The organism is Mycolicibacterium neworleansense (assembly GCF_001245615.1).
Classification (GTDB): Bacteria; Actinomycetota; Actinomycetes; order Mycobacteriales; family Mycobacteriaceae; genus Mycobacterium; species Mycobacterium neworleansense.
The window spans coordinates 1,508,715-1,529,750 of the sequence record NZ_CWKH01000001.1; the positions used below are offsets into that span (position 1 = coordinate 1,508,715).

A 21,036-nucleotide genomic window follows, 5' to 3' on the forward strand; every position below is an offset into this window, starting at 1 on the left:
TGAAAATCGCATCACCCGCGCTGAGCATGCCCGGCGGGCACCGGACAGGCGCCTACCCGGGCAGTCTGCGGTTGATCACCAGCGCCGCCACACCCGCGACGGCCAGCACCAACGCACCGAGCCGCAGCCAGCCGAGGCTGGCATCGCCCTTGATGGTCTCGTAGCCGATCTGCTGCTGCAGCGAGGTGAACACCTGCTTGAGCTGTTCCAGGCTGGACGCGGTGAAGGCGTCACCGCCGGACAACTTGGCGATCTTGCCGAGCATCTCGTCGTCGACCGGCACCGGCTGGCGCTGATCGTTGATCTCGACGTAGCCGTACGGCGTACCGAAGGACACCGTGGAGATCGGTACCCCCTGGTCCTTGGCGGTGCGCGCCGCGGTGTAGGCGCCCTTGGGGTTGTCCGGGTTGGACGGCACGGTCTCCTTGCCGTCGGACATCAGCACGATGCGCGCCGGCGGCTTCTCGTCGCCGCCGCCGATCACCGCACCGACCGTGGCGATGGCCTGCAGCGCGGTGAAGATGCCCTCACCGGTGGCAGTCCGGTCGGCCAGCTGCAGCTTGTCCAGGCCGTTCTTGGTGGCCTCGCGGTTGGTGGTCGGCTGCACCAGCACGGTGGCCGTGCCGGCGTAGGCGATCAGGCCGAGGTTGATCCCCGGGGTGAGCTGATCGGCGAACTGCTTGGCGGCTTCCTGCGCGGCGGCCAGACGGCTCGGCGCGACGTCGGTGGCACGCATCGACTGCGACACGTCGATCACCAGCATCACCACGGCACGGTTGCGCGGAATCCGCACATCGTGAGTCGGACCGGCCATTGCCACCGTCAACAGGACGAGCGAGATCGCCAGCAGCGCCGCCGGCAGATGCCGCCAGCGGGTCGGCTGTTTGGGCGCCACACTTTCGAGCAGCTCCATGTTGGCGAACCGCAGGACCCGCTGCTTCCGTGCGCGCTGCACGATGACGTAGAACGCCACCAGGCCCAGCACCACGAACAGGAACAGGAACCACCATGCGTGGGCGAAGCCCGTCAGGCTCATCGGACCGAGAATCGGTAAAGTCATGTGCTAGAAGTCATTTCGGTTTGTTTGCTCACAAGCTTCTTCTACCGGTCAAGCGCTCATCGGCCGGCCAGGGCGCCGCGCCGCCGGGTCGCCACAAACCGCACCACATCGGCGATCCAGTCCCGGTCGGTGCGCAGGCTCAGCAGCGGTGCATCGCAGCGCCGCAACGTACGGGCCACTTCCGCCCGGTGAGCCGCGGCCGCCCGCTCGAAATCGCTGCGCAGTTGCTCGTCGATGGTGAATTCGCGGGTGGCACCGGTCTCGGTGTCCTGCAGCACCACATCGCCGACCGCGGGCAGTTCGACGTCGCGCGGGTCGAGGATCTCGATGCCCAACACCTCGTGACGACCGGCGATGGCCCGCAGCGGGCGCATCCAGTTGATCGGCCCGAGGAAGTCGCTGATGATCACTGCCATGCCGCGTCGGCGCTCCGGACGACGCAGGGCGTCGATGGCAGCGGCCAGGTCGCCCCGCACCCCGGTCGGGGCCTTCGGCGTGGTGGCGATCGCGCGCAGCAGCTCCTGCTCGTGCACCCGCCCGCTCAATGCCGGAACCCGGCGCATGGTGTCGCCGTTGGCGATGATGGCGCCGATCCGATTGCCGCCCCCGCTGTTGAGGAACGCGATCGCGGCCGCGGCCGCCACCGCCAGATCACGTTTCTCGCAGCCGGTGGTACCGAAGTCCAGGCTGGCCGACATGTCGACGACCAGCCAGGTCTCCAGTTCGCGGTCGGCGATCATCTGCCGCACGTGAGGTGTCTGGGTCCGGGCCGTCACCGACCAGTCCATCCGGCGCACGTCGTCGCCGGGCTGGTAGATCCGTGAGTCTCCCGGCTCTGATCCCGGACCCGGGATCAGGCCGAGGTGGTCCCCGTGCAGAACTCCGTCGAGCTTGCGCCGCACCGTCAGCTCAAGCTTGCGCAGCGCCGCCGTCAATGCCGGGTCCCGGATCTCCCCGCGCTTCAGAGACGGCAGGTCGACGGTGCGCCGGGAAGTGGTCACCGACCACCCGCCGCGCCGGCGGCGGCGGGAACGGCGGGCGGAACCGAATGTCCTTGCTGCGGAAGCGCATTCACCTGAGGCAGGGCCACGGTCTGCAGGATCCGGTTGACCACGGTCTCGGCCGATACTTCGTCGGCCAGCGCGTCGTAGGTCAGCACCAGCCGGTGCCGCAGCACATCGGGGATCACCTCGACGACGTCCTGCGGGATGACGTAGTCACGGCCGCGGACCAGTGCCAGCGCCCGCGCGGCCGAGATGATGCCGAGTGAGGCACGCGGCGAGGCACCGTAGGCGATCCACGCCTTGGCATCGGGCATGCCGAACTTCTCGGGCTCACGGGTCGCGGTGACGATCCGCACCACGTAGTCCACCAGCGCGTGGTGCACGAAGGTGTTGGCCGCCAACTCCTGCAACCGAAGCAGGTCGCCGGTGTTGAGGATCTGCTTGGGCTCCGGCGGCTTGACGCCCATCCGGTAGATGATCTCGCGCTCTTCCTCCGGCGTCGGGTAGTCGACGTTGAGCTTGAACAGGAAGCGGTCGCGCTGGGCTTCGGGCAGCGCGTAGACGCCTTCCTGCTCGATCGGGTTCTGGGTGGCCATCACCAGGAACGGGCTGGGCAGCGGGAAGGTCTTGCCGCCGATGGAGATCTTGCGCTCGGCCATCACCTCAAGGAGGGCGGACTGCACCTTCGCCGGCGCGCGGTTGATCTCGTCGGCGAGCAGGAAGTTGACCACCACCGGGCCGAGCTCGATGTCGAAGTCTTCCTTGCCCTGCCGGTAGATGCGAGTGCCGATGATGTCGGTGGGCACCAGGTCAGGGGTGAACTGGATGCGGGCGAAGGTGCCGCCGACGACCTTGGCGAACGTCTCGACAGCCAGCGTCTTGGCCACACCGGGCACACCTTCGAGCAGCACGTGGCCCTTGGCGAGCAGTCCGACGAGCATTCGCTCGACGAGCTGGTCCTGGCCGACGATGATCCGCTTGACCTCGAAGATGGCACGTTCCAGGGTGTGCACCTCGGCCTGCAGGCTGCCGTTGGTCGGGGCCTGCGAGGCAGCCGGCGCGGCGTGGGAGCCGGCCGACCCGGGCGGAAAGCCCGGCGCCGGGCTCGAACCGGGATAACCTCCGGCGCCCTGCGGCGGTCCACTCGGTGACGTCATCAACTTCCTCCCACGGTATTCGACTACAAACGCTGGTCTTGCCTGTTGTTCATCGGGCAATCGGGTGCCCGCCGTCAACTATTCCAGGCACTTCGAGATCCGTCGACGCTGCCCGGAAGAGTTCAGCTTCCCCTCAGGATTCGATGATGCGGGCCGCATAGGGCTGGATGCCCGCGGTGCGGACCGGGCTCACGGTCACTTTTTCCGCGCTGCCCGACGCCTCCAGCATCTTGCCGCCGCCCAGGTACATCGCCACGTGCTGACTGCCGCCCGGCCCCCAGAACAGGAGGTCACCACGCTTTGCCTGGGCGACCGGCACCTTGCGGCCGGTGTTGTACTGGTCTCCGGAGTACTTGGGGATCTGCACCCCGACCCCGGCGAACGCGTATCGGGTGAAGCCCGAGCAGTCGTAACCGATCTTGCCGGCGTCGTAGTCCACACCCGGGCCCGGGCCGTTCAGCTTGCCGCCGCCCCACGAGTAGGGCACGCCCATCTGGGAACCACCGCGGCGGATCACATACTCGATGGCCTGTGGACCGCGGACCCGACCACCGGGGAATGCCGAGGCCGCCTGCTTCGGCGCCAGCCCGATACTCTGCAGGAACTGCTGGCCGAGGTTCTGGGTGGTCTGCAGCGCGATCTGGCTGACCTGGAACGACGCGTTGGCGATCGCCACCGGGTCGCCGGGGGCACCGGAACTGACGATCTTCGGGAGAGTCGGATCCCACTGCCCGTCGTCAGGCGCGGCACTGGCCGGGGCCACCAGACCGATCGCCGCGAACGCAGTTGCGGCGATCAGGATCAGACACCGTAAGACGAAGAAGCGCAAGGTATTCCCATCAGTATTCGATCATTCGGGTGACATACGGCGTCATGCCGCTGGTGCGTACCGGCGAGACCTTGACGTGCGACCCGGTGTAGGGCGCCTCAAGCATCTGGCCGTTGCCGAGGTACATCGCGACGTGCTGACTTGCGTTGGGGCCGTAGAAGATCATGTCGCCACGGCGCATCTGCGAGGACGGGACTTTGCGTCCCGCGTTGTACTGCGACCCGGAGTAGTGCTCCAACTTGATGCCGACACCGGCGAACATGTAGAGCATCAGCCCCGAGCAGTCGAAACCGACGGTGTTCGCGCCCGAATCGATGCCGCGGCTCGGCCCGGCGGCGTTGCCGCCACCCCAGGAGTAGGGCACGCCCATCTGCGATCCGCCACGCTGGATCACGTACTCGACGGCCTGACGGCCGTACACGCGCGGGATCGCACCGTTGGTGTAGCCGGTCGGCGTCGGCAGGATGCCCAGCTTCTGCAGGAACTGGCGCCCCATGTTCTGGGTGACCTGCGCCGAGGTCGACGAGATGCCCAGAATCGTATTGATGATCGCGATGGGGTCACCGCTGACGAACGCGCTCGGAATCGCCGGGAGCGTGGGATCCCATGCGGTGTCCCAGTTCTGGCCCGCTCGAACGGGCTCGCCCGGAGCCCGATCCCAGTCCCCCGCCGCCGCTTGTGGCGCCGGTCCCTGCGCCGGCGCGGCGGGAGCGGCCGGAGCCGACGCCTTGTGCACCTGATCGAGCTGGGCCTGGGCTGACGCTCGTTCGGCGGTCAACCGTTGCAGGTCCGCCTGTTGAGCGCTGAACGTCTGCTGCGCCTGCTGCAGCGCCGCGACCGCGTTGTCCTGACTGGTCTGAGCATTGACGGTGGCCTGATCGGCATTCTGCTTGGCCAAGCGAGCGGCCGACTCCCGGTTGACCTGCTCGGTGCGGGCCCGTTGCAGATCACTGATCACCTTGTCGGTGCTGGCGGCCAGGGTCTGGCCGGTCGCCGCGGTGCTGACGATGTCGGCGGGGTCCGCCGCGGTCAGATACGAGCTCGACGGCCCGTTGACGTAGGTGGCCGCGGCGAAGGTGTCGAACCTTTTCTGCGCCTCGGTGATCGCGGCATTGGCATCGGCGATGCCTTGCTGACTCGCGTCGACTTCCTGCTGCGCGGTGATCGCCGCGTCACGGGCGCCCTGCACGTCGACGATCGCCTTGTTGACGGCTTCCTGTTGAGTCTGGATCGCCGCACCCAGCTCCTGCAGCTTCTGGTCGGCGTTGGCCACCGCGGCGACGAGGCTTGCGACCTGATCGGGTCCACCGGGATCAGCCGCGGCCGGGACACCGCCGGACAGCGCCGTGGCCAGCAGCATCGCAGCGGTCAGCGGCACGGCCCAGAAACGGCCGGACAACCGCGCGCGTGAAGCCCCAACTGCTCCTCGCGTGCGCGGGACGCCAACGGTGCGTCTCATTCGACTCAAGTCTCCTATGGCTCAACGCGGCGTACCGGCGTTTGCTCGGGCCGTTGCACAGAAGTCACATCAAGCACAACTGCAACAATGGGTACCGATTGCACCGTACGTCACATCTGAAGCCAAAGAAACTTTAGTCACAAATTACAAGAATGTAATTGCGAATAGTGTGACCAATTAGTGATATTGGACGTTATTCCGAACTAATGTTCGACGAGGTTTTCAGGCGCCGCCGAAGGGCCGCTCGTGGCCCCTGACCCGGCCAGTTGTTTGCTGCGGCGCTGCAGAACCCGAGTCAGCGCAGCCGCTGCGGCCACGCCGAGAGTCAGCGCGATCGTGAGTGCGGTCCAAGGGAAATCGGGGGTCGAAATCTCGCCGACGAAATTCTTCGCCGACAACACCGGATTACCCGTCTTGGCCACATCCTGTCCGGCTTCCAAAGTCACCCGGTCGATTGTCGGGCTGTACGTACCGGCGAACGACGGGCTCAGCGCAAGCACGGTCGAACCCGGATTGGCAGTCCCCACCTCGGTGGCGATATCGCGCAGGGGCGTGTCGATCCCCGGGTTGTTCGGCAGCACCACGATCTTGAGGTCGACGCCGCCCTGGCGAGCATCGCTGACGACCTGGCGCAGGGCCTCCACGTCGGCGTCGGGTGCGCTCACCCCGTCGTCTCGGACGTCGGCCTGCACGGCCGCCATGCACTTGGCCACGCCCTCGGGTTGCGCCGGATCGATCCCGACGGTCTCGCACACCTCGACCGGGATATAGGCCGGCAGGAACGGGATGACATGGGGTCCGGTCACGTCAGCACGGTACGCCGCGATCATCCGCCGCTGCGAAGCGACACCGGAATTGTCACCGCATCGACCGCCGATCGTCACAGTGCGAGGTCAGAGCGGAGGCCGCCCAGCCGGATTCACACCGACCGGGCGAACGGGGTAGCAACGCGCACGCGACCAGGGAAGACTGGACCCCGGCCCGCTGGGCCTTGCAGGACAAGCGTACTGTTAACATCGGAACGCCGCCGACACAGCCCGTCGCGGTGAGATCTAGCCGGGAGTTGATGTGAGCAGCGAGAATACGGAAAATTCGTCCCTTAACTCATTTGGTGCCCGCGACACATTGACTGTCGGGGACCAGAACTACGAGATCTACCGCCTCGACGCGGTACCCGGTACCGAAAAGCTCCCGTACAGCCTCAAGGTACTTGCGGAGAACCTGTTGCGCACCGAGGACGGCGCCAACATCACCAAGGAGCACATCGAGGCCATCGCCAACTGGGATCCCTCGGCCGAGCCGAGCATCGAGATCCAGTTCACCCCGGCCCGTGTGCTGATGCAGGACTTCACCGGCGTGCCGTGCATCGTCGACCTGGCCACCATGCGCGAGGCCGTGGCTGCCCTCGGCGGCGACCCGGACAAGGTCAACCCACTCTCCCCCGCCGAGATGGTCATCGACCACTCCGTCATCCTCGACGTCTTCGGCAACGCCGGCGCCTTCGAGCGCAACGTCGAACTCGAATACGAGCGCAACTCCGAGCGCTACCAGTTCCTGCGCTGGGGCCAGGGCGCGTTCGACGACTTCAAGGTCGTCCCCCCGGGCACCGGCATCGTGCACCAGGTCAACATCGAGTACCTGGCCCGCGTCGTGATGACCCGCAACGGCGTCGCGTACCCCGACACCTGTGTGGGCACCGACAGCCACACCACCATGGAGAACGGCCTGGGCGTGCTGGGCTGGGGCGTCGGCGGTATCGAGGCCGAGGCCGCCATGCTGGGCCAGCCCGTCTCGATGCTCATCCCGCGCGTCGTCGGCTTCAAGCTGACCGGTGAGATCAAGCCCGGTGTCACCGCCACCGACGTCGTGCTCACCGTCACCGACATGCTGCGCCGCCACGGTGTGGTCGGCAAGTTCGTCGAGTTCTACGGCAAGGGCGTGGCCGAGGTGCCGCTGGCCAACCGCGCCACCCTGGGCAACATGAGCCCCGAGTTCGGTTCCACCGCAGCGATCTTCCCGATCGACGAAGAGACCATCAACTACCTGCGACTGACCGGGCGCAGCGAGCAGCAGCTGGCGCTCGTCGAGGCCTACGCCAAGACGCAGGGCATGTGGCACAACCCCGATCACGAGCCCGCCTTCTCCGAATACCTCGAGCTGGACCTGTCCACCGTGGTGCCGTCGATCTCCGGCCCGAAGCGCCCCCAGGACCGCATCGAGCTGTCGGACGCCAAGAACGCATTCCGCAAGGACATCCACAACTACGTCGAGGAGAACCTCCCGACGCCGCACACCCAGCTCGACGAGGCGGTCGAGGAGTCGTTCCCGGCTTCCGACCCCGCCAAGCTGTCGTTCGCCGACGACGGTGCCGTCGACGTGCGCCCGTCGGCCGCCAACGGCGCGGAGGGCCGGCCGACCAAGCCCGTCACCGTGCGCTCCGACGAGCGCGGCGATTTCGTGCTGGACCACGGCGCGGTCGTGGTCGCGGGCATCACGTCCTGCACCAACACCTCGAACCCGTCGGTCATGCTCGGCGCGGCACTGCTGGCCAAGAAGGCCGTCGAGAAGGGCCTGAGCACCAAGCCGTGGGTCAAGACCAACATGGCGCCGGGCTCGCAGGTGGTCACGGACTACTACAACAAGGCCAACCTGTGGCCGTACCTGGAGAAGCTGGGCTACTACCTGGGCGGCTATGGCTGCACCACCTGCATCGGCAACACCGGTCCGCTGCCCGACGAGATCTCGAAGGCCATCAACGACAACGACCTTTCGGTGACCGCGGTGCTCTCGGGTAACCGCAACTTCGAGGGCCGCATCTCCCCCGACGTCAAGATGAACTACCTGGCGTCCCCGCCGCTGGTGATCGCCTACGGCATCGCGGGCACCATGGACTTCGATTTCGAGACCGACCCGCTCGGTCAGGACCAGGACGGCAACGACGTCTTCCTCAAGGACATCTGGCCGTCGGCCACCGAAATCGAGGAGACCATCGCGTCCTCGATCAACCGGGAGATGTTCACCGACTCCTACGCCGACGTGTTCAAGGGCGATGACCGCTGGCGTTCGCTGGCCACCCCGGAGGGCAACACCTTCGAGTGGGACGACGCTTCCACCTATGTGCGCAAGGCCCCGTACTTCGACGGCATGCCCGCCGAGCCGGAGCCGGTCAGCGACATCAAGGGCGCCAGAGTCCTTGCCCTGCTGGGCGATTCGGTGACCACCGACCACATCAGCCCGGCCGGTTCGATCAAGCCGGGCACCCCGGCCGCGCAGTACCTCGATGCCAATGGCGTTGAGCGCAAGGACTACAACTCGCTGGGGTCGCGACGCGGCAACCACGAGGTGATGATCCGCGGCACCTTCGCCAACATCCGGCTGCGCAACCAGCTGCTCGACGATGTGTCCGGCGGTTACACGCGTGACTTCACCCAGCCGGATGGCCCGCAGGCGTTCATCTACGACGCCTCGGTCAACTACAAGAAGGCCGGCATCCCGCTGGTCGTCCTGGGCGGCAAGGAATACGGGTCGGGCAGCTCGCGTGACTGGGCGGCCAAGGGAACGGTGCTGCTGGGTGTGAAGGCCGTCATCACCGAGTCTTTCGAGCGCATCCACCGGTCGAACTTGATCGGCATGGGCGTCATCCCGCTGCAGTTCCCGGCCGGTGAGTCGGCCGCGAGCCTCAAGCTCGACGGCACCGAGACCTACGACATCACCGGTATCGAGGCGCTCAACGAGGGCAAGACGCCGAAGACCGTGCATGTGACAGCCACGAAGGAAGACGGCAGCAAGGTGGAGTTCGACGCGGTCGTGCGCATCGACACCCCCGGTGAGGCCGACTACTACCGCAACGGTGGCATCCTGCAGTACGTGCTGCGCAACATGCTGAAGTCGAAGTAATCCTGACCGGATACATCGAAGCGGAGATGGTCTCACGCCGACGAGCGCTTGCGCGAGGAGTGTGGGTTAAGTGCCACGGGTAACGGACGACCATCTCGCCGCCCGGCGCCGTCAGATCCTTGACGGCGCCAGGCGCTGCTTCGGTCAATACGGATATGAGAGTGCGACCGTGCGGCGGCTCGAAGAAACCATCGGGCTGTCGCGCGGCGCAATCTTTCACCACTTCAAGGACAAGGACACCTTGTTCTTCGAACTGGCCCGGGAGGATGCCGAGCGGATGGCCGATGTGGCCGCCCGCGAAGGACTGATCCAGGTGATGCGGAACATGCTCGCCGCACCGGAACAGTTCGACTGGCTTGCCACCCGGCTGGAAATCGCCCGAAAGTTACGCAACGATCCGGCGTTTCACCGAGGATGGGCGGAGCGGTCGGCCGAGTTGGATGCGGCCATCACCGAGCGCCTGCGCCGCCAGAAGCAGGCCGGACGACTGCGTGACGACGTGCCCAGCGCGGTCCTGCACATCTACCTCGACCTCGTACTCGACGGCCTGGTGGCCCGGATCGCCTCAGGCGAGGACCCGAAGAACCTGACCGCGGTGCTGGACCTGGTCGAGGACAGCGTGCGCCAGCAGCAGCCGGCGGAGAGCTGAAACCGGCGATCGCACAGCGGTTCTGCTCATGACACCCTGGACCGAGTTCGGTGGTTGGGGCCGCCACGGCTGCGCATCGTGGTTCCCGACTCGCGCAGCAAGCTGTGGATCGAACCGTAGGAACGCCCGGTCGTGGCCACCAACGTGCGAATGCTGGCACCCCCCTCGTACGCCTTACGAAGCTCTGCCAACAGTTCGCCGCGATTCTTGTTCATATCCCTCATCGACATCTCCCGCTCGTGATGTCCCGACGGGTACCCAGAGTAGAAACCACCGACACACCGATGGGCCGATTTGTCCAACGTCTTATATTGACGTTCTCGAAGATGTGGTGGGTCTTGAAGATTCGCGGTCAGGCGAGCTCGATGAGATCCCGGTATTCGTCGGACCAGAAGTCCTCGGTGCCGTCCGGCAGCAGCACCACTCGCTGCGGATCGAGGGCCTCGGCCGCACCCGGATCGTGGGTAACCAGCACCACCGCGCCCTGATAGCTGCGCAGCGCGTCGAGCACCTGCTCGCGTGAGGCGGGGTCGAGGTTGTTGGTCGGCTCGTCCAGCAACAACACGTTGGCGGTCGAGGCAACCAGACCGGCCAGGGCCAACCGGGTCTTCTCACCGCCGGACAACGTGCCGGCGGGCTGCTCCAGCTGCGGTCCGGTGAACATGAAGGCGCCCAACAGACCCCGCAGATCCTGCTCCCCGGTGTCCGGTGCGGCGTGGCGGATGTTCTCCCAGACGGTCGAGTCGTTGTCGAGGGTGTCGTGCTCCTGGGCGAAGTATCCGATCTTGCAGCCGTATCCGGGTTCGAGGGCACCGGCGTCGGCGGTCTCCGTGCCGGCGAGCAGGCGCAGCAGGGTCGTCTTGCCTGCACCGTTGAGGCCGAGCACCACCACGCGCGATCCTCGGTCGATGGCCAGGTCCACGCCGGTGAAGATCTCCAGCGACCCGTAGGTTTTCGTCAATCCCTTGGCCACCAACGGGGTCTTCCCGCACGGGGCCGGCGTGGGGAACTTGATGCGGGCCACCTTGTCGGCCACCCGCTCGGCATCGAGTTCGGCGATCATCCGCTCAGCTCGACGCAACATGTTCTGCGCGGCAACGGCTTTGGTGGCCTTGGCGCCCATCTTGGCGGCCTGGGCCCGCAGTGCGCCGGCTTTCTTCTCGGCGTTGGCACGTTCGCGGCGGCGGCGCTGTTCGTCGGTGGCGCGAGCGTCCAGGTACTTCTGCCAACCCATGTTGTAGACATCGGCCTCGCCCCGGACCGCGTCGAGGAACCACACGCGGTTGACCACGTCGGCGAGCAGGTCGACATCGTGGCTGATCACCACCAGGCCACCGGTGTGGTTCTGCAGGAAGCCCCTCAGCCATCCGATGGAGTCGGCGTCCAGGTGGTTGGTGGGCTCGTCGAGTAAGAGGGTCGTGCCAGAATTCCCAGCACCCGATCCTCCATCACTGGCCGCGAACAGGATGCGCGCCAGCTCCACGCGCCGGCGCTGGCCGCCGGACAGTGTGCGTAGTGGCTGGGTCAGGATGCGGTCCGGAAGCCCGAGGCTGGCGCAGATCCGGCCCGCCTCGCTCTCGGCGGCGTACCCGCCCAACGCGGCGAAGCGCTCCTCGAGCTGGCCGTACTTGCGCACCGCTTTGTCGCGGGCCGCGTCGTCGGCCACCTCGGCCATCAGCGCCTGCTGCTTCTCCAGGTCGGCCAGCAGGGTGTCCAGCCCACGGGCCGACAGCACCCGGTCGCGGGCCAGCACATCGAGATTGCCCTCGCGAGGGTCCTGGGGCAGGTAACCGATCTCACCCGTGCGTGAGATGGTGCCCGCGTAGGGTTCGCCCTCCCCCGCCAGAATGCGCATCGTGGTGGTCTTGCCCGCGCCGTTGCGTCCGACCAGACCGATCCGGTCGCCGGGCTGCACCCGCAGCGCTGAACCTTCGATGGACAGCAGCGTGCGCGCGCCGGCGCGGACCTCCAGGTCCGTTGCGGTGATCACGCTGCGGTCCTCCTAGAAACTCGTCGTATTACTTCTCGTCGGTAAAAATCGGTGGGCGCTTCTCGGCGCGCGCGGCAACCGCTTCCTCAAAGTTTGCGGTGAGCAGGCGCACGAAGAGTTGTCCCAGGCCTTCAGCCTGCATGTGCCCCTCCAGGCTAGCGGCGTCCAGTCCACTCCAAAGTGTGCGCTTGGTCAACTCGATACCCGGCCGGGAGAACGCCGCCATGCGGTCGGCCATCGCGTAACAGGTGTCCAGGAGCGCCTCCTCGGCCACCACATTGGACACCAGGCCGATGCGTTCGGCCTCCTGCGCATCGACGTCGCGGCCGGTCAGCATGATCTCGAACGCGCGTGAGGCCCCGATGGCCCGCGGTAGCAGATAGGACAACCCCAGCTCACTGGCGGTAAGCCCGTTGTTGATCCCGGCCGCCCGGAAGTACGCGCCCTCGGCGGCCACCCGGACGTCACAGGCCAGGGCCAGGCACAGGCCGCCCCCGATGGCCGCGCCGTTCACCGCGGCGATCACCGGCTGGTGCAGCCGGCGTAGGGCGAGAATCACATCGTCGAGGATCTCCATCGACCGCAGCGCGTACGTCGGCCTGGTCAGCCCGGCGACGTGGGGCACCGACCCGGCCGACTTGTGGTCGGCACCGGACGAGAAGCCGCGACCGGCCCCGGTCAGCACCACCACGCGCACGCTGTTGTCGTTGCGCAGCTCTTCGAGGACTCCCTTGAGCGGCACCATGACGTCGAACGCCATCGAGTTCATCCGCTCGGGACGGTTGAGGGTCACCAGGGCAACGTCCGGTCGGGGACGGTCGACCAGGACGAATTCGTTCTGCGCAGTCACGGACAGCACGCTATCGCGTGCCGCCCATCACATTTGTTCGGCGTCGCCCTGGGCGGCCTGCTCTTTCATGGCCGCGTCGATGTCGAATTCCTTGATCTTCTGGACCAGATCCTCCAGCGCTGCCGGCGGCAGGGCTCCGGCCTGGTTGAAGACCAACTTGCCCTTCTTGAACGCCATCAGGGTGGGGATCGACCGGATGTCGGCCGCCGCGGCGAGCGCCTGCTCGGCCTCGGTGTCCACCTTGGCGAAGACGACGTCGGGGTGCTGCTCGGAGGCAGCCTTGAACGTCGGCGCAAATGCGCGGCACGGCCCACACCACGACGCCCAGAAATCCACCAGCACGATCTCGTTGCCGTTGACGATGTCATTGAACTGATCTGCGGTGATGTCTTGCGTACTCACACTTTTCCTAACGTCGGGGCTTGACGGCCTGTTCCCACCATATGGGCAACGCGAGCCGGCAGCAGGCTTTCGGCGGGTCCGCGACCGCCGAAAGCCGCCGCAGGACCCACGGCCGTCAGGCCGGCACGTCCCGCTGGCACGGGCGTCCCGACTCGAATCGCCAGATGGCGTGGTCGAGTTCGATCACACCCCAACCGCCCGCTTCAGCCGTCGCACGCACCAATTCCGCGGCCCGGGCCGCATCGACCGGACCGACTGCCCGGCAGACGTAGCCGAGCACCATGCGGTCAGCCTTCACACCGGGGATCTGCGCCAAGATCTGGGCGTACTCCCAGGTGATTCCGGACCGCTGCCCGGGCACGGCACACCACGCCGCCTTGATCTTTGCGCGTCGGGCTTCATCCTCGACCGCGGCCCGCAGGTCGTGGGCGGTCCGAATCCCCAGTGCGACAAGCACTTGCGCGGCCTGGGCGATGGCGATCGATTTCAGTGGCGCGCCGGCCGCGGTCGAGGTGGGCCGACGGTTCCCGATCTGCGACGCCCACGCGTCGGGCCCGCCCAACTCGGCGATGTTCTGCAGAAGCTCGGTGACACCGTCGGTCTCGGCATCCGCGCCCTGGGCCGCACGGTATCCCCGGTACCGGGCGATGATCTTCTCCACCGTGGCGTACCGCGCCCCGGTCGAGTAGATCGAATCGATCACGCACTGCGCCAACGAATCCGGGTAGCCGCGCGGGCTGAACCAGCGCTGCGGATCACCGAGATCGCGTACACATGCGGCGTGCAATGTGGCGACGTCTGAACTCATCTCAAGGCCTTCCGACTGTCCGGGAACGCCATCCGTTCCTCATGAGCCGGAAGCTAGCGACCTGGGCCGACAAGTTGTCGGAACTGCGGCGAAGTTATCCACAGGCCTGCCGGACATTGGCCAGCAGCTGAGCCTGTCGCTTCGGCCACCAGAACACCTCCGCGGCCAGAGCCGCCAGGTAGACGACCGACACCACGACGTTGCCGACCGATCCGAATGCGGCGTCCCACAACGCACTTGCCGCCGCGACGACGAGTACCAACGGCAACAGCCAGCGAAACGGGCGGGCCGCCTCGGCGGCCGCGTGCACTCCCCGGCCGTAGTCGCGGGCGGCTTCGACCCACCGCGGATCGTCGATAGGTTGCCCGGCGCGGGCAGCGCGCACGATCGCCACCCGGTCGGGGCCGGTCAGCTGCTTCGACATCGGCCAGTACCGTGCCATCCGACGCGCCATGAAGGTGCCGTAGAAGGTCCCGACGATCACGAGGACCAAGACAGCAGACACCCAGAAACCGGAGTCCAGCCAGGCGAGCAGGCCCAACACCAGGCCCACGCCGACACCGACGATCAGCGCCCGGCCGGCGAAGCCACTACGCCATACGAACGGCGGGACCGTGATCACACGGTCATTGTGCGGTGTCTGTCGTGAATCAGACGGTGAAACCGAGGGCTCGCAGCTGTTCGCGGCCGTCGTCGGTGATCTTGTCCGGGCCCCACGGCGGGTTCCAGACCCAGTTGATCTTGATCTCGTTGACCAGGCCGGCGCCCACCAGGGCGGTACGTGACTGATCCTCGATCACGTCGGTCAGCGGACACGCCGCCGAGGTGAGCGTCATGTCGATCAGTGCGACGGCACCCTCATCACCCTGCTCGACGTTGAGTCCGTACACCAGCCCGAGGTCGACGACGTTGATCCCGAGCTCGGGATCAACCACGTCGCGCATGGCCTCCTCGACGTCGGCGAGCAGTTCGTCAGAAGCGGTGTCACTCATCGCTTGTCCTCCAGGTCATTGCCGGCCTGCACCAGCGCGTCTTTGAAAGCCATCCAGCCCAGCAGGGCGCACTTCACCCGCGCCGGGTACTTGGCGACACCGGCGAACGCGATGCCGTCACCGAGTACATCTTCGTCCCCCTCGACGTTGCCGCGCGAGGAAATCATCTCGGTGAATGCCTCGACCGTCTTGAGCGCGTCGCCGACACTCTGGCCGATGACCTGGTCGGTGAGCACCGAGGTGGCGGCCTGGCTGATCGAACAACCCTGGCCGTCGTACGAGATGTCCGTCACCGTGTCGGCGTCGTCGGAGAGCGTGACCCGCAAGGTCACCTCGTCACCACAGGTCGGATTGACGTGATGTACCTCGGCGGCGAACGGCTCCCGCAGTCCGCGGTTATGCGGATGCTTGTAGTGATCCAGGATCACTTCCTGGTACATCTGTTCCATTTTCACGAGAAGAACTCCACAGCGCGTTTGACGCCGGCCACCAGGCGGTCGACCTCGTCGAGCGTGTTGTACACCGCGAAGGACGCACGGGCGGTGGCGGCAATCCCGAAGTGACGGTGCAGCGGCCAGGCGCAATGGTGCCCGACACGTACCGCGACACCCTCGTCGTCGAGCACCTGCCCGACGTCGTGGGCGTGGATGCCGTCCACCACGAAGCTGACCGGGGACCCGCGATGTTCCGTCGTCGCCGGACCGATGATCCGGACCTGGGGAAGCCCGGACAGCCCTTCCAGCGCGGCCGCGACCAACTCGGCCTCGTGCTCCTCGACGGCGGCCATCCCGATCTCGCTCAAATACCTTGCCGCAGCGGCCAATCCGACCACCTGTGAGGTCATCGGGGTGCCGGCCTCGAAGCGCTGCGGCGCCGGCGCATAGGTGGTCTGCTCCATCGTGACGGTCTCGATCATGGAACCGCCGGTGATGAACGGCGGCATCGCGTTCAGCAGATCGCGCCGGCCGTAGAGCACACCGATACCGGTGGGCCCGAGCATCTTGTGACCCGAGAATGCCGCGAAATCGACGTCGAGCGCATGGAAATCGACCGGCTGATGCGGCACCGACTGGCACGCATCGAGGACGGTGAGCGCGCCGACCGCCTTGGCCCGCGACACCAGCTCGCCCACCGGGGCCACCGCACCGGTGACGTTCGAATGATGGCTGAAAGCCACCACTTTCACCCGGTCGTCGAGTTGCAATGGATCCAGGTCGATCCGGCCGTCATCGGTGACCGAGTACCACTTCAGCGTGGCACCGGTGCGCTGAGCCAGCTCCTGCCACGGAATCAGATTCGCGTGGTGTTCCAGCTCAGTCGTGACGATGACGTCGCCGGGGCCGACGGCATGCTCGAACCGCTTGTCCCCCAGCACATACGACACCAGGTTGATCGACTCGGTGGCGTTCTTGGTGAACACCAGCTCGTCGGGTTCGGCGCCGACGAACGCCGCGATATCCGCGCGGCCCTGCTCGTAGGCGTCGGTCGCCTCTTCCATCAACTGGTGTGCACCGCGGTGCACAGCCCCGTTGGAGGTGGTCAGGAACGCACGTTCGGCGTCGAGGACCTGCAGCGGCTTTTGTGACGTCGCCCCGGAATCCAGATACGCCAACTGTTGTCCACCGCGCATCACCCGATTCAGGATCGGGAAATCAGCACGGATCCTGGCCAGCCCGGCTTGGTCCAAAGTCGCCGCCGAGATGGTCATGTCAGGCTCCGACGGCTTGGGTGAAGCGCACGTATCCGTTCTCTTCGAGCTCGTCGGCGAGTTCCGGCCCACCCGATTCCACGATGCGACCGCCGACGAACACGTGCACGAACTGCGGCTGGATGTAGCGCAGGATCCGGGTGTAGTGGGTGATCAGCAGGACGCCGCCGTGCTCGGCCTCGGCGTAGCGGTTCACGCCCTCGCTCACGATGCGCAGCGCGTCGACGTCCAGGCCCGAGTCGGTCTCGTCGAGGATCGCGATCTTCGGCTTGAGCAGGCCCAGCTGCAGGATTTCGTGGCGCTTCTTCTCACCACCGGAGAAACCCTCGTTGACGCTGCGCTCACCGAACGCCGGGTCGATCTCGAGCTCGTCCATCGCGGCCTTGACTTCCTTGACCCAGTGGCGCAGCTTGGGCGCCTCGCCGCGGACCGCGGTGGCGGCCGTGCGCAGGAAGTTCGACATCGACACCCCGGGCACCTCGACCGGGTATTGCATGGCCAGGAAGAGGCCCGCGCGTGCCCGCTCGTCGATGCTCATCTCGAGGACGTCCTGCCCGTCGAGGGTGATCGAACCGGAGGTGACGGTGTATTTGGGGTGGCCGGCGATCGCGTAGGACAGCGTCGACTTTCCCGAGCCGTTGGGGCCCATGACCGCATGGGTCTCCCCCGACTTCACGGTCAGGTCGACACCCTTGAGGATCGGGATCTCGGTGTTCTCAGCGCCTTCGGCGGCGTTGACCGAGACGTGCAGGTCCTTGATTTCCAGAGTGGTCATGACTAGTTAGCTTTCGATTCGGTAATGGCAAGTTCTTTTTCGATGGCGGCGGTCAAACGCTCGCGCACCTCGGGGACAGCGATCTTGGCGATGATCTCGTTGAAGAATCCGCGCACGACCAGGCGGCGGGCCTGATCCTCGGGAATACCGCGGGCGCGCAGGTAGAACAACTGCTCGTCATCGAAACGCCCGGTGGCACTGGCGTGCCCGGCGCCGACGATCTCGCCGGTCTCGATTTCGAGGTTGGGCACCGAATCGGCGCGGGCCCCGTCGGTGAGCACCAGATTGCGGTTCACCTCGAACGTGTCGGTACCGGTGGCTTCTGCCCGGATCAACACGTCGCCGATCCACACCGTGTGCGCGTCGGGCTTCTTGGAGTCCGGATCACCCTGCAACGCGCCCTTGTAGAGGACGTCGGACTTACAGTGCGGCTGGGAATGGTCGACCAGCAACCGTGACTCGAAGAACTGGCCGTCGTCGGCGAAGTAGGTGCCGAGCATCTTGGCGTCGCCGCCGGGGCCGCTGAACCGCACGGTGGCCGAGGTACGGACCACATCGCCACCGAGGGTGACGTTGACGTGGCCGAGCACCGCGTCCTTGCCGAGCTTGGCGTGGTGGGAGCTGACATGCACCATGTCGTCGGCCCAGTCGGCGATCCAGATCAATCCGAGGCCGGCCGAATCGCCGACGATGATCTCGACGTTGTCGGCGTAGGTTCCGCTGCCGCGCAGGTCGACCACCACGATCGCCCGGGACAGTTCCTCGACGCGGATCTGCAGGTGTCCGTAGCCCACGGTGTCCGCACCGGGTCCGTCGATCACGATCTCGATGGGCTCGGCCACCTCGGTTTCCCGCTTGACGGTCACCACGGTGGCGGTCTCGAACGACGAGTAGGCCTGGGCGGCAACCCGATCGGTGGGCGTACCGCCCTCGCCGAGCCGCTTGTCGTCGCGGCCGACGGTCTCGACGGTCACGCCGGGCCGCTCGCTCACGGTGACTCCGGCGCTGCCATTGGCCACGGCCGAGCCGTCGTGCAGGCCGCGCAACCGCTTGAGCGGGGTGAACCGCCACAGCTCGTCGCGGCCGCCGGGCACCTCGAAGGCGTTCACATCGAAGGACGAGAACAACTCACCCTTGTTGACGGCCACACTCTCGGCCGCTTCAGTCAGATTGGACCCCACTTAACCGACCGCGCCTTCCATCTGCAGCTCGATGAGCCGGTTGAGCTCGAGCGCGTATTCCATGGGCAGTTCCTTGGCGATGGGCTCGACGAAGCCGCGCACCACCATCGCCATCGCCTCGTCCTCGGTCAGGCCACGGCTCATCAGGTAGAAGAGCTGATCCTCGCTGACCTTGGACACCGTGGCCTCGTGCCCCATCGTGACGTCGTCCTCGCGGATGTCGACGTAGGGGTAGGTATCGCTGCGGCTGATCGTATCGACCAGCAGCGCATCGCATTTCACGCTCGAGCGGCTGCCGTGCGCACCCTTGTTGACCTGGACCAGGCCGCGGTAAGACGCGCGGCCGCCGCCGCGGGCCACCGACTTGGACACGATGTTGGACGACGTGTGCGGCGCCAGGTGCAGCATCTTGGCGCCGGTGTCCTGGTGCTGGCCCTCACCGGCGAACGCCACCGAGAGCACCTCGCCCTTGGCGTGCTCACCGGTCATCCAGACCGCGGGGTACTTCATGGTGACCTTGGAACCGATGTTGCCGTCGATCCACTCCATGGTGGCGCCGGCCTCGGCCCGCGCCCGCTTGGTGACCAGGTTGTAGACGTTGTTCGACCAGTTCTGGATCGTGGTGTAGCGCACCCGTGCACCGGGCTTGACGACGATCTCGACGACTGCGGAGTGCAGCGAGTCGGACTTGTAGATCGGCGCGGTACAACCCTCGACGTAGTGCACGTAGGAGCCCTCGTCGGCGATGATCAGCGTCCGCTCGAACTGGCCCATGTTCTCGGTGTTGATCCGGAAGTACGCCTGCAGCGGGATGTCGACGTGCACGCCCGGGGGCACGTAGATGAACGAACCACCCGACCACACCGCGGTGTTCAGCGCGGAGAACTTGTTGTCGCCGGCCGGGATCACCGTGCCGAAGTACTTCTGGAAGATCTCCGGGTGCTCACGCAGGCCCGAGTCGGTGTCGAGGAAGATCACGCCGAGCGCCTCGAGGTCCTCGCGGATCTGGTGGTACACCACCTCGGACTCGTACTGTGCGGCCACACCGGCAACCAGGCGCTGCTTCTCGGCTTCCGGAATGCCGAGGCGGTCATAGGTATTGCGAATGTCCTCGGGCAGTTCCTCCCAGGAAGCCGCCTGCTTCTCGGTGGAGCGCACGAAGTACTTGATGTTGTCGAAGTCGATGCCCTCGAGGTTGGAGCCCCAGTGCGGCATGGGCTTCTTGTCGAAGGTGCGCAGCGCCCGCAGGCGGGTCTCCAGCATCCATTCCGGCTCGTTCTTCTTGGCCGAGATGTCACGCACGACGGCTTCAGACAGGCCGCGCTGCGCACTTGCGCCTGCGACGTCCGAGTCCGACCAGCCGTAGCCGTATTTGCCCAGTGACGCGATGGTCTCTTCCTGGGTCAATGGCGTTTCGGGCGTGATGGTCATTTCGCCGCTCCTTGTTTGATCGTTGCGGTCGTCCGGGCGCGGGCTGTGCTCCGAACCTTCTCTGTGCTGTCTGTGTTCACTTTGTGTTCGATGCCGTCGGCATCGAGTGGGACGTGAGTGGTGCAGGCGCAGTCACCGTTGACGATGGTGGCCAGCCGTTGTACGTGGGTGCCAAGGATCTCGGCGAACGCCTCGTTCTCCGTCTCGCAGAACTCCGGAAACTCTTCGGCGACATGCGATACCGGGCAGTGATGCTGGCAGATCTGCACCCCGTGAATCGGGCCGTCCACCGGCGTCGTGGTGGTGGCATACCCGGCCCTGCTCAACGCGTCGGCGACCCGCTCGGCGGTGTCGCAGACCCCGCCGGACCCCTCGGTGACCCCGGCCAGGATGGTGTCCATCCGGCGGCGCGCGAAAGTCCGCACGGCGTCCTTGCCGCCGATCTCACGCAACTGCCGAATCGCGGCAACCGCCAGATCGTCATAGGTGTGGCCGAGCTTGGCCCGCCCCGCCGCCGTCAACCGGTAGCGCTTGGCCGGCCGACCCCGGCCGTTGTGCTGCCACGCGGCAGCGGCACTGGCCTGAGCATCACCAGCGTCGATCAGGGCATCGAGGTGACGACGCACGCCGGCGGCCGAAATGCCGAGGCGTTCGCCGATCTGCCCGGCCGTGATGGGCCCTTCGAGCAACAGGTGGATGATCGCGCGCCGGGTGTGCCCGTCAGAGGCCGGCACCACGTCGGCAACCGGCTTCGGCACACTCACCGAAGCAGGGCTCGACACAGAGCCCGGAGCCGTCCGACGCATTTTCACAACACCATTGTGACGGAATTCCCCGCGCGGTT

General features: G+C 66.4%; 21 protein-coding genes. 2 read left to right on the forward strand and 19 right to left on the reverse strand.

The window, feature by feature from the left end; genetic code table 11:
- Positions 1–52: 52 nt before the first annotated feature.
- From BN2156_RS07035 to BN2156_RS07060, 6 genes are all read right to left on the reverse strand, one after another.
- Positions 53–1,060, reverse strand: a complete 1,008-nt coding sequence (locus BN2156_RS07035) for a VWA domain-containing protein (RefSeq protein WP_090511767.1) — start codon at positions 1,058–1,060, stop codon at positions 53–55.
- 56 nt (positions 1,061–1,116) lie between these two features.
- Positions 1,117–2,061 carry a DUF58 domain-containing protein gene (locus tag BN2156_RS07040; RefSeq protein ID WP_090511769.1) on the reverse strand — a complete coding sequence of 315 codons (945 nt, stop codon included), beginning with the start codon at positions 2,059–2,061 and terminating at the stop codon, positions 1,117–1,119.
- Positions 2,058–3,221: a chaperone MoxR1 gene (moxR1, locus tag BN2156_RS07045; RefSeq protein WP_090511772.1), complete on the reverse strand. Its 1,164-nt coding sequence runs from the start codon at positions 3,219–3,221 to the stop codon at positions 2,058–2,060. Before moxR1 ends, BN2156_RS07040 begins: the two co-directional genes overlap by 4 nt.
- 133 nt (positions 3,222–3,354) lie before the next feature.
- Positions 3,355–4,050 carry an NlpC/P60 family peptidoglycan endopeptidase RipB gene (gene ripB, locus BN2156_RS07050; RefSeq protein WP_090511774.1) on the reverse strand — a complete coding sequence of 232 codons (696 nt, stop codon included), beginning with the start codon at positions 4,048–4,050 and terminating at the stop codon, positions 3,355–3,357.
- Between the two features lie 10 nt (positions 4,051–4,060).
- A complete protein-coding gene (gene ripA / locus BN2156_RS07055) occupies positions 4,061–5,509 on the reverse strand; it encodes an NlpC/P60 family peptidoglycan endopeptidase RipA (RefSeq protein ID WP_090511777.1) in 1,449 nt (482 codons plus the stop codon).
- 203 nt (positions 5,510–5,712) lie between these two features.
- On the reverse strand, positions 5,713–6,315 hold the full coding sequence (locus tag BN2156_RS07060) for an Rv1476 family membrane protein (RefSeq protein WP_090515605.1): 603 nt from the start codon (positions 6,313–6,315) through the stop codon (positions 5,713–5,715).
- A gap of 262 nt (positions 6,316–6,577) precedes the next feature.
- On the opposite strand from BN2156_RS07060, the gene BN2156_RS07065 reads away from it, so the two are divergent.
- Positions 6,578–9,406 (forward strand): aconitate hydratase, encoded by a 2,829-nt coding sequence (locus BN2156_RS07065; RefSeq protein WP_090511781.1) that lies wholly within the window; start codon positions 6,578–6,580, stop codon positions 9,404–9,406.
- A gap of 70 nt (positions 9,407–9,476) precedes the next feature.
- Positions 9,477–10,055 (forward strand): TetR/AcrR family transcriptional regulator, encoded by a 579-nt coding sequence (locus BN2156_RS07070; protein WP_090511784.1) that lies wholly within the window; start codon positions 9,477–9,479, stop codon positions 10,053–10,055.
- Between the two features lie 26 nt (positions 10,056–10,081).
- On the opposite strand, the gene BN2156_RS07075 is transcribed toward BN2156_RS07070, so the two are convergent.
- From BN2156_RS07075 to BN2156_RS07135, 13 genes are all read right to left on the reverse strand, one after another.
- Positions 10,082–10,279: a helix-turn-helix domain-containing protein gene (locus BN2156_RS07075; protein ID WP_090515607.1), complete on the reverse strand. Its 198-nt coding sequence runs from the start codon at positions 10,277–10,279 to the stop codon at positions 10,082–10,084.
- A gap of 128 nt (positions 10,280–10,407) precedes the next feature.
- Entirely contained in the window at positions 10,408–12,045 is a 1,638-nt protein-coding gene (locus BN2156_RS07080) for an ABC-F family ATP-binding cassette domain-containing protein (RefSeq protein ID WP_090511787.1), read from the reverse strand.
- Between the two features lie 28 nt (positions 12,046–12,073).
- Positions 12,074–12,904 (reverse strand): enoyl-CoA hydratase, encoded by an 831-nt coding sequence (locus tag BN2156_RS07085; protein WP_090511789.1) that lies wholly within the window; start codon positions 12,902–12,904, stop codon positions 12,074–12,076.
- Between the two features lie 18 nt (positions 12,905–12,922).
- Positions 12,923–13,297 carry a thioredoxin gene (gene trxA / locus BN2156_RS07090; protein ID WP_090511792.1) on the reverse strand — a complete coding sequence of 125 codons (375 nt, stop codon included), beginning with the start codon at positions 13,295–13,297 and terminating at the stop codon, positions 12,923–12,925.
- Between the two features lie 115 nt (positions 13,298–13,412).
- Positions 13,413–14,105 carry a DUF8548 family protein gene (locus tag BN2156_RS07095; RefSeq protein WP_090511794.1) on the reverse strand — a complete coding sequence of 231 codons (693 nt, stop codon included), beginning with the start codon at positions 14,103–14,105 and terminating at the stop codon, positions 13,413–13,415.
- A gap of 94 nt (positions 14,106–14,199) precedes the next feature.
- On the reverse strand, positions 14,200–14,727 hold the full coding sequence (locus BN2156_RS07100; protein ID WP_090511797.1) for a hypothetical protein: 528 nt from the start codon (positions 14,725–14,727) through the stop codon (positions 14,200–14,202).
- Positions 14,728–14,755: 28 nt separating this feature from the next.
- Complete coding sequence (locus BN2156_RS07105) at positions 14,756–15,097, reverse strand: metal-sulfur cluster assembly factor (protein WP_064886506.1); 342 nt, start codon at positions 15,095–15,097, stop codon at positions 14,756–14,758.
- Positions 15,094–15,552, reverse strand: coding sequence for a Fe-S cluster assembly sulfur transfer protein SufU (gene sufU / locus BN2156_RS07110; RefSeq protein ID WP_090511800.1), 459 nt, complete (start codon positions 15,550–15,552; stop codon positions 15,094–15,096). The genes BN2156_RS07105 and sufU overlap by 4 nt, the downstream gene beginning before the upstream one ends.
- A complete protein-coding gene (locus BN2156_RS07115; protein ID WP_090511802.1) occupies positions 15,549–16,805 on the reverse strand; it encodes a cysteine desulfurase in 1,257 nt (418 codons plus the stop codon). Before BN2156_RS07115 ends, sufU begins: the two co-directional genes overlap by 4 nt.
- A 1-nt stretch (position 16,806) precedes the next feature.
- Positions 16,807–17,580: a Fe-S cluster assembly ATPase SufC gene (sufC, locus tag BN2156_RS07120; protein ID WP_090511805.1), complete on the reverse strand. Its 774-nt coding sequence runs from the start codon at positions 17,578–17,580 to the stop codon at positions 16,807–16,809.
- Between the two features lie 2 nt (positions 17,581–17,582).
- Complete coding sequence (gene sufD / locus BN2156_RS07125; protein WP_090511807.1) at positions 17,583–18,761, reverse strand: Fe-S cluster assembly protein SufD; 1,179 nt, start codon at positions 18,759–18,761, stop codon at positions 17,583–17,585.
- Entirely contained in the window at positions 18,762–20,192 is a 1,431-nt protein-coding gene (gene sufB / locus BN2156_RS07130) for a Fe-S cluster assembly protein SufB (protein WP_090511809.1), read from the reverse strand.
- Positions 20,189–20,998, reverse strand: a complete 810-nt coding sequence (locus BN2156_RS07135) for a helix-turn-helix transcriptional regulator (protein WP_090511811.1) — start codon at positions 20,996–20,998, stop codon at positions 20,189–20,191. The genes sufB and BN2156_RS07135 overlap by 4 nt, the downstream gene beginning before the upstream one ends.
- Between the last annotated feature and the right edge of the window lie 38 nt (positions 20,999–21,036).